This is a genomic window from Neisseria dentiae (genome assembly GCF_014055005.1).
GTDB lineage: Bacteria > Pseudomonadota > Gammaproteobacteria > Burkholderiales > Neisseriaceae > Neisseria > Neisseria dentiae.
Genome location: NZ_CP059570.1, coordinates 2,699,288 through 2,714,592 on the forward strand (window position 1 = coordinate 2,699,288; position 15,305 = coordinate 2,714,592).

A 15,305-nucleotide genomic window follows, 5' to 3' on the forward strand; every position below is an offset into this window, starting at 1 on the left:
TAACATGGCTATTGTAAAAATGAAGCCTACCTCTGCTGGCCGTCGCGGCATGGTTCGCGTAACCACAGAAGGTTTGTATAAAGGTGCGCCGTATGCCGCCTTGGTTGAGAAGAAAAACTCTACCGCCGGCCGCAATAATAACGGCCATATCACCACCCGCCACAAAGGCGGCGGTCATAAGCACCACTACCGTGTAGTGGACTTCAAGCGCAATAAAGACGGTATCCCTGCGAAAGTAGAACGTATCGAATACGATCCGAACCGTACCGCTCATATCGCCCTGTTATGCTATGCAGACGGCGAGCGCCGCTACATTATCGCCCCGCGCGGTATTAAAGCGGGTGCGGTGTTGGTTTCGGGTGCCGAGTCTGCGATTAAAGTGGGCAACACCCTGCCTATCCGCAATATTCCCGTGGGTACAACCATTCACTGTATCGAGATGAAGCCGGGAAAAGGTGCGCAAATTGCACGTTCTGCCGGTGCTTCTGCGGTATTGCTGGCTAAAGAAGGCATTTACGCCCAAGTTCGCCTGCGTTCCGGCGAAGTGCGTAAAATCCATGTCGATTGCCGCGCCACCATCGGTGAAGTGGGTAATGAAGAGCAAAGCCTGAAGAAAATCGGTAAAGCCGGTGCCAATCGCTGGCGCGGTATCCGCCCGACTGTGCGCGGTGTGGTAATGAACCCGGTTGACCACCCGCATGGTGGTGGTGAAGGCCGTACCGGTGAAGCACGCGAGCCGGTTAGCCCGTGGGGTACGCCTTCTAAAGGTTACCGTACTCGTAACAACAAACGCACGGACAATATGATTGTTCGCCGCCGTTACTCAAATAAAGGTTAATTGATATGGCTCGTTCATTGAAAAAAGGCCCATATGTAGACCTGCATTTGCTGAAAAAAGTAGATGCGGCTCGTGCAAATAACGACAAACGTCCTATTAAAACCTGGTCGCGTCGTTCTACCATTCTGCCCGACTTTATCGGTTTGACCATCGCTGTACACAACGGCCGTACCCATGTGCCGGTATTTATCAGCGACAATATGGTCGGCCATAAACTGGGCGAGTTCTCATTGACCCGTACCTTTAAAGGCCACTTGGCCGATAAAAAGGCTAAAAAGAAATAAGGTGAATCATGAGAGTAAGTGCACAACATAAAAACGCCCGTATTTCTGCGCAAAAAGCCCGTTTGGTAGCAGATCTGATTCGCGGCAAAGACGTTGCCCAAGCTTTGAATATCTTGGCATTTAGCCCGAAAAAAGGTGCTGAACTCGTGAAAAAAGTGCTGGAGTCTGCTATCGCCAATGCGGAGCATAACGAAGGCGCCGATATCGACGAGCTGAAAGTGGTCACCATTTTTGTTGACAAAGGGCCGAGCCTGAAACGTTTTCAGGCGCGTGCCAAAGGTCGTGGTAACCGCATTGAAAAACAAACCTGTCATATCAATGTGACAGTAGGTAATTAAGGAAAAGCTATGGGACAAAAGATTAATCCTACCGGCTTTCGCTTGGCGGTAACCAAAGACTGGTCTTCCAAATGGTTTGCAAAAAGCAGCGATTTCCCGACTGTTTTGAAACAAGATATCGATGTTCGCAATTATTTGCGCAAACGCTTGGCGAATGCCTCTGTCGGCCGCGTTGTAATTGAACGCCCGGCAAAATCAGCCCGCATTACCATCCACTCGGCCCGCCCTGGTGTGGTAATTGGTAAAAAAGGCGAAGATATCGAGGTGTTGAAGCGTGACCTGCAAAACCTGATGGGTGTGCCGGTTCATGTCAACATCGAGGAGATTCGCAAGCCTGAGTTGGATGCGCAAATCATCGCCGATGGTATCGCTCAACAACTTGAAAAACGCGTTCAGTTCCGCCGCGCCATGAAACGCGCTATGCAAAATGCCATGCGCGTCGGTGCCAAAGGTATCAAAATCATGACTTCAGGCCGTCTGAACGGTGCCGATATTGCCCGTAGCGAATGGTATCGCGAGGGGCGTGTTCCCCTGCATACGCTGCGTGCCAATGTTGACTACGCAACCAGTGAAGCGCATACCACTTATGGCGTTTTGGGTTTGAAAGTTTGGGTTTATACCGGTGAGGGCAACGAGAAAGTGGCTCAAGCGAAACCCGAACAAGAGAAGAGACAAAGAAAAGCAGGAGGTCGTCATGCTGCAACCAACTAGACTCAAATACCGTAAACAGCACAAAGGCCGTAACACCGGTATCGCTACCCGCGGTAATAAAGTGAGTTTTGGTGAGTTCGGTTTGAAAGCAGTTGGTCGCGGTCGTTTGACTGCGCGTCAAATCGAGGCGGCCCGCCGTACTATGACCCGTCATATCAAACGTGGTGGCCGTATTTGGATTCGTGTATTTCCCGATAAGCCCATTACTGCAAAACCTGCGGAAGTTCGTATGGGTGGCGGTAAAGGTTCTCCCGAATACTATGTGGCTGAAATCCAACCGGGAAAAATGCTGTATGAAATGGACGGTGTGCCCGAAGCTTTGGCTCGCGAGGCATTTGAATTGGCTTCTGCCAAACTGCCGATTCCGACAGTATTTGTAGTAAGACAGGTAGGTCAATAATGAAAGCGAATGAATTGAAAGACAAATCGGTTGAGCAATTGAATGCGGATTTGCTTGATTTGCTGAAAACCCAATTTGGCCTGCGTATGCAAAATGCTACCGGCCAATTAGGCAAACCGAGCGAATTGAAACGAGTGCGTCGCGATATTGCCCGTATCAAAACCATCTTAACTGAAAAAGGTGCTAAGTAATGAGCGAAACTAAAAATGTTCGTACTTTGCAAGGCAAAGTGGTTAGCGACAAAATGGATAAAACCGTTACCGTACTGGTGGAGCGAAAAGTTAAACATCCCCTGTATGGCAAAATTATCCGCCGTTCGACTAAAATTCATGCTCATGACGAGCAAAATCAATACGGCATCGGTGATGTGGTTGTGATTGAAGAAACCCGCCCGTTGTCTAAAACCAAGTCTTGGGTTGTTAAAGAGCTGGTAGAGAAAGCTCGTGCTGTTTAAAAATTAAGACAGTACGGTTTTAAAAAGAGAAACGAAGTCTTGCATCAAAGTGAATTTGTATGTAAACTTCGTTTCTTATCTTTCAGTTTCTCTCTGGAAGTTTCTTCCCTTCGGGATCCAAGACTGGTTTACTAGAACCTTTTGAAGGTGTCAGATTGTAGAATGCTTAAGCTTTAGCATATCGGGCCGTCTGAAAAAGGTAAATTAAGTTGGTTTTTTTAAAGGTAAAAAAATGATTCAAATGCAGACCATCTTAGATGTGGCTGATAACTCTGGTGCGCGTCGTGTGATGTGTATCAAAGTGTTGGGTGGATCTAAGCGTCGCTATGCTTCGGTTGGCGACATTATTAAAGTTGCAGTGAAAGATGCGGCTCCGCGTGGTCGTGTGAAAAAAGGTGATGTATATAACGCCGTAGTGGTTCGTACCGCAAAAGGCGTTCGTCGTCCTGATGGCGCACTGATTAAATTTGATAATAACGCAGCCGTTTTGTTGAACAATAAACTTGAGCCTTTGGGTACGCGTATTTTTGGTCCGGTGACCCGCGAGTTGCGTACGGAGCGCTTTATGAAAATTGTTTCATTGGCACCTGAAGTTTTATAAGGAATAGCAGCGATGAACAAGATTATTAAAGGCGATAAAGTAATCGTAATTGCCGGTAAAGATAAAGGCAAACAAGGCCAGGTTGTTAAAGTATTGGGCGATAAAGTGGTGGTGGAAGGCGTTAATGTAGCTAAGCGCCATCAAAAGCCGAACCCGATGCGTGGTATTGAGGGTGGAATTATTGTTAAAAATATGCCTTTGGCTATTTCAAATGTTGCTATTCTCAATCCTGAAACCAATAAGGCTGATCGTGTAGGTATCAAATTGGTTGAAAGCGACGGTAAAGTGAAACGTGTCCGCTTTTTCAAATCTAATGGCTCTATCATTGGGGCATAAGGAGATAACATGGCTCGTTTGAGAGAGTTTTATAACAGCACTGTAGTTCCTGAGTTGATGAAGCAGTTTGGCTATAAGTCAATCATGGAAGTGCCCCGTATTGAAAAGATTACCTTGAATATGGGTGTTGGTGAAGCTGTTGCGGATAAAAAAGTAATGGAGCATGCTGTTGCCGATTTAGAGAAAATTGCCGGCCAAAAGCCCGTAGTAACCGTTGCCCGCAAATCTATTGCCGGCTTCAAAATCCGTGATAACTATCCCGTGGGTTGCAAGGTGACTTTGCGCCGCGATCAAATGTTTGAATTTTTGGATCGTTTGGTGACTATCGCTTTGCCGCGAGTGCGCGACTTCCGCGGTGTGAACGGTAAATCTTTTGACGGTAGCGGTAACTATAATATGGGTGTCCGCGAGCAAATTATTTTCCCGGAAATCGAATACGATAAAATTGATGCTTTGCGTGGTTTAAATATTACCATTACTACAACTGCTAAAACAGATGAAGAGGCAAAAGCTCTGTTGTCGCTGTTTAAATTTCCGTTCAAAGGATAATTCATGGCTAAAAAAGCACTTATCAATCGCGAATTGAAACGCGTTGCTCTGGCGAAAAAATATGCCGCTAAGCGAGAGGCTATTTTTGCTGTTATTAATGATTCAAATGCTTCGGATGAAGAGCGTTTCGAGGCTCGTCTGAAACTTCAAGCGATTCCCCGCAATGCTGCCCCTGTTCGTCAGCGTCGTCGTTGTGCCTTGACCGGCCGTCCGCGTGGCACTTTCCGTAAGTTCGGTTTGGGTCGTATTAAAATCCGTGAAATTGCTATGCGTGGCGAGATTCCGGGTGTTGTTAAAGCTAGCTGGTAATAGGAGTAGTAATTATGAGTATGCATGATCCTATTTCCGATATGTTGACTCGTATCCGAAATGCGCAACGTGCAAACAAGGTTGCCGTTGCTATGCCTTCTTCCAAATTGAAATGCGCTATCGCTAAGGTTTTGAAAGAAGAAGGTTATATTGAAGACTTCGCGGTTTCTGCCGATGCAAAACCTGTTTTGGAAATCCAATTGAAATATTATGCCGGACGCCCTGTTATCGAACAGATTAAACGTGTGTCGCGTCCTGGTCTGCGTATTTACAAGGCCTCAAACGAAATTCCGAGTGTGATGAATGGTTTGGGTGTTGCAATCGTTAGCACTTCTAAGGGTGTAATGACCGACCGTAAGGCTCGTTCTGAAGGTGTTGGCGGTGAGTTGTTATGCATTGTTGCCTAGTGGAGGATAAATATGTCACGCGTAGCTAAAAATCCAGTGACCGTTCCCGCTGGCGTTGAAGTGAAATTTGGAACTGATGCTATTGTTATCAAAGGAAAGAATGGAGAGTTGTCTCTGCCCTTGACTGATAATGTGGCTATTGAATTGAATGACGGTCAGTTGACCTTTACCGCTAAAGACAACAGTAAACAGGCTAACGCAATGTCTGGTACTGCGCGTGCTTTAGTCAATAATATGGTTAAAGGTGTTTCTGAAGGCTTTGAGAAAAAATTACAATTGATTGGCGTGGGCTATCGTGCTCAGGCTCAAGGTAAAGTATTGAATCTTTCTCTGGGCTTTTCCCATCCCATCGTTCATGAAATGCCTGAAGGTGTTTCAGTACAAACCCCGAGTCAAACAGAAATTATTTTGACAGGTGCCGATAAACAGGTTGTTGGTCAGGTTGCTGCCGAAATCCGCGCTTACCGCTCACCCGAGCCTTATAAAGGTAAAGGTGTACGTTATGTCGGCGAAGTGGTAGTGATGAAAGAAGCCAAGAAGAAATAATTGAGGTTTTTCTAATGAATAAACATGTAACCCGACTCCGTCGCGCACGCAAAACCCGTGCTCGTATTGCGGATTTGAAAATGGTTAGATTGTGCGTATTCCGTTCAAACAGCCATATTTATGCTCAAGTTATCAGTGCTGAGGGCGATAAAGTTTTGGCTCAAGCCTCTACTTTGGAAGCTGAAGTGCGCGATAGCTTGAAATCAGGTAGTAATGTTGAGGCGGCTGCGGTTGTTGGTAAGCGTATTGCTGAAAAAGCAAAAGCTGCAGGTGTTGAAAAAGTTGCTTTCGATCGTTCTGGTTTTCAATATCATGGTCGTGTGAAAGCTTTGGCAGAAGCCGCACGTGAAAACGGTTTAAGCTTCTAAAGATTTGGAGATTTCAGATGGCAAAACATGAGATTGAAGAGCGTGGTGACGGCTTAATCGAAAAAATGGTGGCCGTTAACCGTGTAACAAAAGTGGTTAAGGGCGGTCGTATTATGGCTTTTTCCGCTCTGACAGTTGTCGGTGATGGTGATGGCCGTATCGGTATGGGTAAGGGTAAATCCAAAGAGGTTCCGGTTGCTGTACAGAAAGCGATGGATCAAGCCCGCCGTTCGATGATTAAAGTACCTTTGAAAAACGGTACCATTCATCATGAAGTAATTGGTAAGCATGGTGCAACCCGTGTATTTATGCAACCTGCCAAAGAGGGTAGTGGTGTAAAGGCAGGCGGCCCGATGCGCTTGGTTTTTGATGCTATGGGTATCCATAATATTTCTGCAAAAGTGCATGGCTCTACTAATCCGTATAACATCGTGCGAGCTACCTTGGATGGTTTATCCAAGTTATACACTCCTGCGGATATCGCTGCAAAGCGTGGGTTGACTGTTGAAGATATTTTAGGAGCTAACCATGACTGAACAAAAGAAAATCAAAGTAACTTTGATTAAAAGTTTGATTGGCACTATCGAAGCACATCGTGCCTGTGCACGTGGCCTGGGTCTGCGCCGCCGCGAGCATACAGTAGAGGTTTTGGATACTCCTGAGAATCGTGGCATGATTAATAAAATCAGCTACCTGTTGAAAGTGGAGTCTTGATATGTTTTTAAATACTATTCAACCTGCCGAAGGTTCGACTCACGCCAAGAGACGTGTGGGTCGCGGTATTGGTAGTGGTTTAGGCAAAACCGGTGGTCGCGGCCACAAAGGTCAAAAAAGCCGCGCAGGTGGTTTTCATAAAGTAGGCTTTGAGGGTGGTCAAATGCCCTTGCAGCGCCGTTTGCCCAAGCGTGGTTTTAAATCTTTAACTGCAGCCGCGAACGCTGAAGTTCGATTGGGTGAGTTGGAGTTGGTGGCTGTGAGCGAAATCGATGTATTGGTTTTGAAGCAAGCTGGTTTAATAGGTGCTAATGTATTGAATGTAAAAGTTATTGCGTCTGGTTCTATCAGTAAGGCAATTACTTTGAAAGGCATTAAAGCCACTAAAGGTGCAAAAGCTGCTATTGAAGCTGCCGGCGGTAAAGTAGAAGAATAAGACTTGGATTATTAAGTGGCTAATCAACTTTCCTCATCAGATTTATCCAAATTCGGTGACTTGAAAAAACGCCTGTTGTTCTTGTTGGGCGCATTGATTGTATTCCGCATTGGTGCACATATTCCTGTGCCAGGGGTTGATGCAGCTGCTTTGGCTAAGTTATACGAAAGCGCAAGCAGCGGTATTCTGGGTATGTTGAATATGTTCTCAGGAGGTTCGCTCGAGCGCTTTAGTATTTTTGCAATTGGTATTATGCCGTATATTTCGGCGTCAATTATTGTTCAATTGGCATCGGAAATCCTCCCTTCTCTGAAGGCTCTGAAAAAAGAGGGAGAAGCTGGGCGCAAAATCATCACCAAATATACCCGTTATGGTACTGTGGTTCTGGCTGTCATGCAGAGCTTCGGTGTGGCTACATTTGTATATCAGCAAAATGTAGTCGTCGTTTCACAGCTGGAGTTTTTTATCTCTACTGTTGTTTGCTTGGTAACTGGCACTATGTTTTTGATGTGGTTGGGCGAGCAAATGACCGAGCGGGGGATAGGCAACGGTATTTCATTGATCATCACAGCAGGCATCGCGGCAGGTATTCCGGCCGGAGCTGCGCAACTTGTTACCCTTACAAGTCAGGGATCAATGAGCATGTTAACGGCTGTGTCTATTGTGGTAGGTGCCTTGTTGCTGATTTATATTGTGGTATTTTTTGAAAGTGCCCAGCGTAAAGTACCGGTTCATTATGCCAAACGTCAGCTCGGTAGCAGGATTGTGCAAGGTCAGAATACACATATGCCTTTTAAGCTGAATATGGCAGGTGTAATTCCGCCTATTTTTGCTTCCAGCATAATTCTGTTTCCTTCAACGCTTTTAAGTTGGTTCGGCTCTACAAACACAGACAGTTGGCTGCATAAAGTAGCAGGTTTGTTGCAGCATGGACAACCTGTATATATTTTATTATTTGCAGCAACCATTATTTTCTTTTGTTATTTTTATACGGCGTTGGTATTCAGTCCGAAAGAGATGGCAGAGAATTTGAAGAAAAGCGGGGCATTTATTCCAGGTATTAGACCGGGGGAGCAAACCTCCAGATATTTGGAAAAAGTTGTTTTGCGCTTGACTTTGTTTGGTGCTTTATACATAACCATTATTTGTTTGATTCCGGAATTTTTAACTACGGCTTTGAATATTCCTTTCTATTTGGGCGGCACCTCATTGTTAATCTTGGTAGTAGTAACCATGGATTTCCATACGCAAATTGCTTCATATAGAGTTACTCAACAATATGAGCATTTGATTAAGCAACCTGATATGAAATCATTATCTCGTAAGTGAATTATGGCTAAAGAAGATACCATACAAATGCAGGGTGAGATTCTCGAGACCCTGCCGAATGCAACTTTTAAAGTAAAGCTCGAAAATGACCATGTTGTTTTAGGGCATATTTCCGGCAAGATGCGTATGCACTATATACGTATCTCTCCGGGTGATAAGGTTACCGTTGAGCTGACCCCCTATGATTTGACTCGGGCACGAATCGTGTTTCGAGCCAGATAATTTAAGAAAGGAAATAAAATGCGTGTACAACCTTCTGTAAAGAAAATTTGCCGTAACTGTAAGATTATTCGCCGTAATCGAGTAGTTCGTGTGATTTGTACTGATCCCCGTCACAAGCAGCGTCAAGGCTAACTGGTGTTTTGCCAAGCCTGATTTTGTGGTATAGTGACAAACTTTTGCCCTTAAAGGAAAAAATATGGCTCGTATTGCAGGGGTGAACATCCCTAATAATGCCCATATCGTAATTGGCCTACAGGCTATTTACGGTATTGGTTCTACTCGTGCTAAATTGATTTGTGAGGCTGCGAAAATCGAGCCGAGCACTAAAGTAAAAGATTTAGACGAGTCTCAATTGGAAGCCTTGCGTGAGCAAGTTTCCAAATATGAAGTAGAAGGTGATTTGCGTCGTGAAGTAACGATGAGCATCAAGCGTTTGATGGATATGGGCTGCTACCGCGGTTTCAGACATCGCCGCGGTTTGCCTTGTCGTGGCCAACGCACGCGTACCAATGCCCGTACCCGCAAAGGTCCGCGCAAAGCGATTGCCGGTAAAAAATAATTTTTAAGGATTTGATTGATGGCTAAAGCAAACACAGCTTCACGTGTACGCAAAAAAGTACGTAAAACCGTGAGTGAAGGTATTGTGCATGTTCATGCTTCTTTTAACAATACCATCATTACTATCACCGACCGTCAAGGCAATGCATTGTCTTGGGCTACCTCAGGCGGCGCTGGTTTTAAAGGTTCGCGTAAAAGTACACCTTTTGCTGCTCAGGTAGCAGCAGAAGCCGCTGGTAAAGTTGCCCAAGAGTATGGCGTTAAAAATTTGGAAGTTCGTATCAAAGGCCCGGGTCCCGGCCGTGAATCTTCTGTTCGTGCGCTCAACGCTCTTGGTTTCAAGATTACCAGCATTACCGACGTTACCCCGTTGCCCCATAACGGTTGCCGTCCGCCTAAGAAACGTCGTATTTAATATTGGAGTGATTTGAGATATGGCACGTTATATTGGCCCTAAATGTAAATTGGCCCGCCGCGAAGGTACAGATTTATTTTTAAAGAGCGCGCGCCGCTCTTTGGAATCTAAGTGCAAAATGGATTCTGCGCCCGGTCAGCATGGTGCTAAAAAGCCCCGTCTTTCCGATTATGGTTTGCAGTTGCGTGAGAAACAAAAAATCCGCCGTATTTATGGTGTTTTAGAGCGCCAGTTCCGTCGTTATTTCGCAGAAGCTGCGCGTCGTAAAGGCTCTACCGGCGAATTGTTGCTCCAGTTGTTGGAGTCGCGCTTGGATAATGTTGTATACAGAATGGGTTTCGGCTCTACCCGTGCAGAAGCACGTCAGTTGGTATCGCACAAAGCTATTACTGTAAACGGTCAGGTAGTGAATATCCCTTCTTACCAAGTTAAGGCCGGCGATGTTGTTAGCGTTCGTGAAAAAGCTAAAAAACAAGTCCGCATTCAAGAAGCTTTGGGTTTGGCAACGCAAATCGGTTTGCCCAGCTGGGTTTCTGTCGACGCAAACAAAATGGAAGGCGTATTCAAAAATATGCCTGATCGCTCAGAATTGACTGGCGATATTAATGAACAGCTGGTGGTAGAGTTCTACTCTAAATAATTACTAGCTCAGTGAGGGACAGTTAAATGCAAAACAGCACTTCCGAATTTTTGAAACCCCGTCAAATCGATGTGGATAACTTGTCTGCCACCCGTGCGAAAGTATCTATGCAGCCGTTTGAACGTGGTTTCGGTCATACCCTTGGTAATGCTTTGCGTCGTATCTTACTGTCATCCATGAACGGTTTTGCACCTACTGAAGTGGCTATTGCCGGTGTTTTGCACGAATATTCTACCGTTGACGGTGTTCAAGAAGATGTCGTTGATATTTTATTGAACCTGAAAGGTGTGGTTTTCAAACTGCATGGTCGTAGCCAAGTTCAGTTAACCTTGAAGAAGTCTGGAGCGGGTGCCGTGGTGGCAGGCGATATCAGCCTGCCTCACGATGTGGAAATCATCAATCCTGAGCACGTTATTTGCCATCTTTCCGACAACGGTCAGATTGAGATGGAAATTAAAGTGGAGCAGGGGCGGGGTTACCAGTCTGTTTCCGGCCGTCGGGTTATTCGCGATGAAAACCGACAAATCGGTGCAATTCAGTTGGATGCGAGCTTTTCGCCCATCAGCCGTGTTAGTTTTGAAGTTGAACCTGCACGTGTAGAGCAGCGTACGGATTTGGATCGTTTGGTGTTAGATATCGAAACCGACGGTTCTATCGATCCGGAAGAGGCAGTTCGTAGTGCAGCGCGTATTTTGATTGACCAAATGTCTATTTTTGCCGATTTGCAAGGCACGCCGGTTGAAGAGGTTGAAGAAAAAGCGCCTCCTATCGACCCGATTCTGTTGCGCCCGGTAGATGATTTGGAATTGACAGTACGTTCGGCTAACTGCTTGAAAGCTGAAGATATTTATTATATTGGCGATTTGATTCAGCGTACCGAAACCGAACTTTTGAAGACACCTAATTTGGGTAGGAAATCTTTGAATGAAATCAAAGAAGTTTTGGCTTCCAAAGGTTTGACGTTGGGTTCTAAGCTGGAAGCTTGGCCGCCGGTGGGCTTGGAAAAGCCGTAAGTTTGAAGATTAAAGGATAAGTAAGATGCGTCATCGTAATGGCAATCGTAAATTAAACCGTACCAGCAGCCACCGTGCTGCGATGCTGCGCAATATGGCCAATTCTTTATTGAGCCATGAAACCATCGTAACCACTTTGCCGAAGGCTAAAGAGTTGCGCCGTGTGGTGGAGCCCTTGATTACTTTGGGTAAAAAACCTTCGCTGGCAAACCGCCGCTTGGCATTCAACCGCACCCGTGACCGTGATGTGGTGGTAAAACTGTTCGATGAGTTGGGCCCGCGCTTTGCTGCCCGCAACGGCGGTTATATCCGTATTTTGAAATATGGTTTCCGCAAAGGCGATAATGCTCCGTTGGCATTGGTTGAGTTGGTGGATAAAGCTGCTGAAGCAGCAGAATAATCCGGCAGTTTGATTCGAATTGAAACCGTATCCGGCTAAACCGGATACGGTTTTTATTTTTGATGTCTTTGAAAGTATGTTAGGGCCGCTTGAAATATTCACTCACCGTTTATAAAGATTGAGACCTTTGCAAAAAAACCAGTTCGAACTTGAAAACGTTTGTGTCTTGTCATCAGTTTCGCCAGTCCGCTGCGCTACCCCATGCAGGCGGGAATCCAGCCTTAAAACCATCAAGTGTTTTATAGTGGATTAAAATAAGAATGCCGAAGTAGGGTAAAACGATTCTTTAGCATATCGCCCAATTGCAAGTTTGAATGCAGTTATTTCATTTCGGAGTTTTTATTTGAATTCACTATATTTGAATAACTTGCAAAAAACGACTGGATTCCCGCCTGCATGGGGTAGCGCAGCGGACTGGCGAAGCTAATGACGATAATCGGATGTTTCAAACAGCCTAAACGAATATTGCAAAGGTCTCAGGTTGATTGACTATAAATAGAAACGGATCGGTATGTTTTTTCGGTTTAATGAAGAAACGGAGGGGTAGGTGATAATTTGTTTTGATGCGAAAGCAAACGCATTGGTCGGGCGTATTCAAACGGCTATGGCTCCCTGCTATTAAAGCTCCGGGCGGCATCACTTCTTACGCAGATGGCCATTTATCGCTTGCATTCTTTTTAGAAATTACATAATATTCATTTGCTTAGTCGGGGTGCTGTCGTGATGGACGGCTGAGATGATACCCGTGAACCTGATACAGTTAATACTGGCGTAGGAAACTAAAATGGCAGCCATCTGTTTGGGAATTGATTTGAAAACCGCAACCGATGCCGTTTGAAACGGTATCCGGTTGCGGTTTTTTGTTTTCCTATGCGTTTTATTGTTAGAGCCAAAGGAGGAGCTTATACCATGCAATTTCATTATTTGGCCGAAGTGCGCAGTAAAAATCCGTTGATTCACAATATTACCAATATCGTTGCTGCCCATTTTTCTGCAAACGGTTTGCTGGCGGTGGGCGCGTCGCCGATTATGGCCGACAGTGTGGAAGAAATGGAGGAATTGGCTGCATTAAGTTCTGCCTTGGTGTTGAATATCGGCACGTTGGATGCCGATAAGATACAGGCGATGTTGGTTGCCGGCCGTTCGGCCAACCGGGCCGGCGTGCCGGTGGTGTTGGATCCGGTGGGCGTTGGCGCCACGGCATTTCGGCGGGATACTGTTCAAACTTTGTTGCAGGAGATCCGTTTGGCGGCGATTCGCGGTAATGCGGGAGAAATGGCGCAGCTTGCAGGAGTGGCTTGGTCGGCCAAAGGCGTGGACGCGGGCAGCGGAGCGGCCGATGTGGGGGCGATTACGGCGGCTGTTGCGCGCCGTTATGAAACGGTTGCCGTGGTGAGCGGCGAAACCGACTATGTTTCAGACGGCCTGAAACTGGCGGTATTAAACAACGGTACGCCTTTGCTGCCCAGCATCACCACATCCGGTTGCCTGCTCAGCGCGGTATGCGGCGCATTTTTGGCCGTGGCGCCCGCAAACGATTATCTGGCGGCGGCAATTGAGGCCTGCACGGCATACGGTGTGGCGGCAGAGCGGGCAGCCGCAGGGTTGCAGAACACGCAGCACGGCACGTTTATGATCCGCTTTATCGACAGCTTGGCCGCAGTAACAACAGAACAGGTTGCCGCCGCAGCCAAAGTGCGGTGGGCAGATATAGAGGCCGTCTGAAAAGTCTGAAAAAAGTGTTCAGACGGCCTTCATTATATCTGCACAATCTTAATCAACGGGAACAGCCACAGAAACAGGAGAACATCATGAACCAGATTGCACAAGTCCTAACCATTGCCGGCTCGGATTCTGGCGGCGGTGCGGGCATACAGGCCGATTTGAAAACCTTTCAGATGCGCAGCGTGTTCGGTGCCAGCGTGATTACCGCCGTTACCGCACAGAACACCTTGGGCGTGAGTCATATCCACACGCTGCCGTTGGATTCGATACGCGCACAAATCCGTGCGGTGGCAGAAGATTTTTCGATTTCGGCATGCAAAATCGGCATGCTCGGCACGGCTGAAATTACCGAGTGCGTGGCAGAAATGCTGCGCAACAGACCCTTCGGCCGACTGGTGCTCGACCCCGTGATGATTGCCAAAGGCGGTGCGCCGCTGTTGCAGTCTGATGCGGTTGCCGCCTTAAAACGCAGCCTGCTGCCGCTGGCCGACGTGGTAACGCCCAATCTGCCGGAGGCGGAAGCATTAACCGGCATCAGCATCAGCAGCGATGCCGATACAGAACGTGCCGCACGCTTATTGCAGGAAGCAGGCGCACAAAACGTGGTGATTAAAGGCGGCCATAGCGGCCAATCGCAGAGCAGCGTCTGCCGCGATTGGGTGTTTACCCCCGACGCGCATTTTGCCTTGGAAAGCCCGCGTATGCCGACACCGCATACCCACGGCACCGGTTGTACTTTCGCTGCCTGCATCACGGCGGAACTGGCCAAAGGGGCGGACATCGAAACCGCCGTCAAGCTGGCGAAGCAATTTATCACCGCCGCCATCAGCCAACCGCTGAATATCGGGCACGGGCACGGGCCGGTTAACCATTGGGCTTTTCAGACGGCTTGAATTTCCGGCCGACAAGCATTGCTGATGTGTGGCTATAGTGGATTAAATCACTTCGAAACCAGGAAGCAAGCTAGCAGTACGGAGTCGATTCTGTTGCCGGTTTGATGGCTTACAAACAAAATCTTTTTTCGAAATAGATGTCGTCATCATAATCCACAAGGCATGAGATTATCCTGCCATCACTCATGAAACAACCTGCCCACCGTTGCCACGACCTCATCGACCGTCACTGGCGCTTTATCGAAGCCCGCCTGCTCGGATGCAAGGCAGCCGGGGCGGTCAAGCAGTAGATAACAGGCGATTCATCAATACCATTTTCTGGATACTGCGTACCGGCGCACACTGGCGGAACCTGCCGCTCGATTACGGCGGCTGGATCAACATCCACCATCGCTTCATCTGTTGGTACAACAAAGGCATTTGGACGAAACTGGTGCTCATCCTTTCGGGAGAACAAAGATATGAAGTGATTGATGCCACTCATATCTAAAGTTCATCTCCATACGACGGGAGTCACAGGCGGCAATGAAGGCATGGGCCTCATAAAAAGGGGGGGGGGCTGAATACCAAGCTGTATTTAGCGGTGGACGTCCATGGGGTGCCGGTAAAATTCGTGTTAAGCGAAGGCGGTGCGGCAGATTGTCTGTTTGTCGAAACGCTGACTGCGATACGGCCGCCGACTGTACCGTTACTGTCACTTGGTAGAAAACCGCTTTTTTGGATTTTAAACGTTGGCGGAGCATTGCTACACATTATGCGAAGAGATTGGCTTCATTTGCTGTGGAAATAGAAATTCGGATCATTTTCAAGCGGCAACCG

The 15,305-nt window shown here is 47.0% G+C and carries 27 protein-coding genes, 1 pseudogene and 1 riboswitch; all 28 genes and pseudogenes read left to right on the plus strand.

The features are described 5' to 3' along the window. Positions 1 to 4: 4 nt before the first annotated feature. Positions 5 to 838, plus strand: coding sequence for a 50S ribosomal protein L2 (rplB, locus tag H3L92_RS12635; RefSeq protein ID WP_085365354.1), 834 nt, complete (start codon positions 5 to 7; stop codon positions 836 to 838). Between the two features lie 5 nt (positions 839 to 843). Next, positions 844 to 1,122 (plus strand): 30S ribosomal protein S19, encoded by a 279-nt coding sequence (gene rpsS, locus H3L92_RS12640; protein ID WP_009119027.1) that lies wholly within the window; start codon positions 844 to 846, stop codon positions 1,120 to 1,122. An 8-nt stretch (positions 1,123 to 1,130) separates the two neighbouring features. Continuing rightward, positions 1,131 to 1,460: a 50S ribosomal protein L22 gene (gene rplV, locus H3L92_RS12645; RefSeq protein ID WP_054599879.1), complete on the plus strand. Its 330-nt coding sequence runs from the start codon at positions 1,131 to 1,133 to the stop codon at positions 1,458 to 1,460. Positions 1,461 to 1,469: 9 nt separating this feature from the next. Continuing rightward, positions 1,470 to 2,171 (plus strand): 30S ribosomal protein S3, encoded by a 702-nt coding sequence (rpsC, locus tag H3L92_RS12650; protein WP_085365355.1) that lies wholly within the window; start codon positions 1,470 to 1,472, stop codon positions 2,169 to 2,171. After that, positions 2,155 to 2,571, plus strand: a complete 417-nt coding sequence (gene rplP, locus H3L92_RS12655; RefSeq protein ID WP_085365356.1) for a 50S ribosomal protein L16 — start codon at positions 2,155 to 2,157, stop codon at positions 2,569 to 2,571. The genes rpsC and rplP overlap by 17 nt, the downstream gene beginning before the upstream one ends. Then, positions 2,571 to 2,762 carry a 50S ribosomal protein L29 gene (gene rpmC / locus H3L92_RS12660; protein ID WP_085365357.1) on the plus strand — a complete coding sequence of 64 codons (192 nt, stop codon included), beginning with the start codon at positions 2,571 to 2,573 and terminating at the stop codon, positions 2,760 to 2,762. Before rplP ends, rpmC begins: the two co-directional genes overlap by 1 nt. Next, positions 2,762 to 3,025 (plus strand): 30S ribosomal protein S17, encoded by a 264-nt coding sequence (gene rpsQ, locus H3L92_RS12665; RefSeq protein WP_085365358.1) that lies wholly within the window; start codon positions 2,762 to 2,764, stop codon positions 3,023 to 3,025. The genes rpmC and rpsQ overlap by 1 nt, the downstream gene beginning before the upstream one ends. A gap of 232 nt (positions 3,026 to 3,257) precedes the next feature. Further along, positions 3,258 to 3,626 (plus strand): 50S ribosomal protein L14, encoded by a 369-nt coding sequence (gene rplN / locus H3L92_RS12670; protein WP_002215434.1) that lies wholly within the window; start codon positions 3,258 to 3,260, stop codon positions 3,624 to 3,626. A 12-nt stretch (positions 3,627 to 3,638) separates the two neighbouring features. After that, the gene (rplX, locus tag H3L92_RS12675; protein ID WP_085365359.1) at positions 3,639 to 3,962 is read left to right on the plus strand and encodes a 50S ribosomal protein L24; all 324 of its coding nucleotides are present in this window, start codon (positions 3,639 to 3,641) and stop codon (positions 3,960 to 3,962) included. A 9-nt stretch (positions 3,963 to 3,971) separates the two neighbouring features. Further along, on the plus strand, positions 3,972 to 4,511 hold the full coding sequence (gene rplE / locus H3L92_RS12680; RefSeq protein ID WP_085365360.1) for a 50S ribosomal protein L5: 540 nt from the start codon (positions 3,972 to 3,974) through the stop codon (positions 4,509 to 4,511). Positions 4,512 to 4,514: 3 nt separating this feature from the next. Then, positions 4,515 to 4,820, plus strand: a complete 306-nt coding sequence (gene rpsN, locus H3L92_RS12685) for a 30S ribosomal protein S14 (RefSeq protein ID WP_085365361.1) — start codon at positions 4,515 to 4,517, stop codon at positions 4,818 to 4,820. Positions 4,821 to 4,834: 14 nt separating this feature from the next. Continuing rightward, positions 4,835 to 5,227: a 30S ribosomal protein S8 gene (gene rpsH / locus H3L92_RS12690; protein WP_085365362.1), complete on the plus strand. Its 393-nt coding sequence runs from the start codon at positions 4,835 to 4,837 to the stop codon at positions 5,225 to 5,227. A 12-nt stretch (positions 5,228 to 5,239) separates the two neighbouring features. Further along, the gene (rplF, locus tag H3L92_RS12695; protein ID WP_085365363.1) at positions 5,240 to 5,773 is read left to right on the plus strand and encodes a 50S ribosomal protein L6; all 534 of its coding nucleotides are present in this window, start codon (positions 5,240 to 5,242) and stop codon (positions 5,771 to 5,773) included. A 14-nt stretch (positions 5,774 to 5,787) separates the two neighbouring features. Then, on the plus strand, positions 5,788 to 6,141 hold the full coding sequence (gene rplR, locus H3L92_RS12700; protein WP_085365364.1) for a 50S ribosomal protein L18: 354 nt from the start codon (positions 5,788 to 5,790) through the stop codon (positions 6,139 to 6,141). 17 nt (positions 6,142 to 6,158) lie between these two features. Next, a complete protein-coding gene (gene rpsE, locus H3L92_RS12705) occupies positions 6,159 to 6,677 on the plus strand; it encodes a 30S ribosomal protein S5 (protein ID WP_085365365.1) in 519 nt (172 codons plus the stop codon). Beyond that, the gene (gene rpmD / locus H3L92_RS12710) at positions 6,670 to 6,855 is read left to right on the plus strand and encodes a 50S ribosomal protein L30 (protein ID WP_085365366.1); all 186 of its coding nucleotides are present in this window, start codon (positions 6,670 to 6,672) and stop codon (positions 6,853 to 6,855) included. Before rpsE ends, rpmD begins: the two co-directional genes overlap by 8 nt. 1 nt (position 6,856) lies before the next feature. Then, positions 6,857 to 7,291 (plus strand): 50S ribosomal protein L15, encoded by a 435-nt coding sequence (gene rplO / locus H3L92_RS12715; RefSeq protein ID WP_085365367.1) that lies wholly within the window; start codon positions 6,857 to 6,859, stop codon positions 7,289 to 7,291. Positions 7,292 to 7,306: 15 nt separating this feature from the next. Beyond that, positions 7,307 to 8,620 (plus strand): preprotein translocase subunit SecY, encoded by a 1,314-nt coding sequence (gene secY / locus H3L92_RS12720; protein ID WP_085365368.1) that lies wholly within the window; start codon positions 7,307 to 7,309, stop codon positions 8,618 to 8,620. 3 nt (positions 8,621 to 8,623) lie between these two features. Then, complete coding sequence (gene infA, locus H3L92_RS12725; protein WP_003684714.1) at positions 8,624 to 8,842, plus strand: translation initiation factor IF-1; 219 nt, start codon at positions 8,624 to 8,626, stop codon at positions 8,840 to 8,842. Positions 8,843 to 8,860: 18 nt separating this feature from the next. Next, on the plus strand, positions 8,861 to 8,974 hold the full coding sequence (gene rpmJ / locus H3L92_RS12730) for a 50S ribosomal protein L36 (protein WP_003697674.1): 114 nt from the start codon (positions 8,861 to 8,863) through the stop codon (positions 8,972 to 8,974). 64 nt (positions 8,975 to 9,038) lie between these two features. Next, positions 9,039 to 9,401 (plus strand): 30S ribosomal protein S13, encoded by a 363-nt coding sequence (gene rpsM, locus H3L92_RS12735; protein WP_085365369.1) that lies wholly within the window; start codon positions 9,039 to 9,041, stop codon positions 9,399 to 9,401. Between the two features lie 18 nt (positions 9,402 to 9,419). Then, positions 9,420 to 9,815, plus strand: a complete 396-nt coding sequence (gene rpsK, locus H3L92_RS12740) for a 30S ribosomal protein S11 (RefSeq protein ID WP_002216249.1) — start codon at positions 9,420 to 9,422, stop codon at positions 9,813 to 9,815. A 19-nt stretch (positions 9,816 to 9,834) separates the two neighbouring features. Then, positions 9,835 to 10,455, plus strand: coding sequence for a 30S ribosomal protein S4 (gene rpsD / locus H3L92_RS12745; RefSeq protein WP_085365370.1), 621 nt, complete (start codon positions 9,835 to 9,837; stop codon positions 10,453 to 10,455). Between the two features lie 26 nt (positions 10,456 to 10,481). Then, positions 10,482 to 11,468, plus strand: a complete 987-nt coding sequence (locus tag H3L92_RS12750; RefSeq protein ID WP_085365371.1) for a DNA-directed RNA polymerase subunit alpha — start codon at positions 10,482 to 10,484, stop codon at positions 11,466 to 11,468. Between the two features lie 25 nt (positions 11,469 to 11,493). Beyond that, entirely contained in the window at positions 11,494 to 11,868 is a 375-nt protein-coding gene (rplQ, locus tag H3L92_RS12755) for a 50S ribosomal protein L17 (RefSeq protein WP_085365372.1), read from the plus strand. 698 nt (positions 11,869 to 12,566) lie between these two features. Next, a riboswitch (TPP riboswitch) is annotated at positions 12,567 to 12,663 on the plus strand. A gap of 114 nt (positions 12,664 to 12,777) precedes the next feature. Further along, complete coding sequence (thiM, locus tag H3L92_RS12760) at positions 12,778 to 13,593, plus strand: hydroxyethylthiazole kinase (RefSeq protein ID WP_085365373.1); 816 nt, start codon at positions 12,778 to 12,780, stop codon at positions 13,591 to 13,593. Between the two features lie 86 nt (positions 13,594 to 13,679). Beyond that, positions 13,680 to 14,486, plus strand: coding sequence for a bifunctional hydroxymethylpyrimidine kinase/phosphomethylpyrimidine kinase (gene thiD / locus H3L92_RS12765; protein ID WP_085365374.1), 807 nt, complete (start codon positions 13,680 to 13,682; stop codon positions 14,484 to 14,486). Positions 14,487 to 14,671: 185 nt separating this feature from the next. Continuing rightward, positions 14,672 to 15,290 (plus strand): annotated as a pseudogene (locus tag H3L92_RS12770) (IS5 family transposase); the annotation flags it as partial. Positions 15,291 to 15,305: the final 15 nt, after the last annotated feature.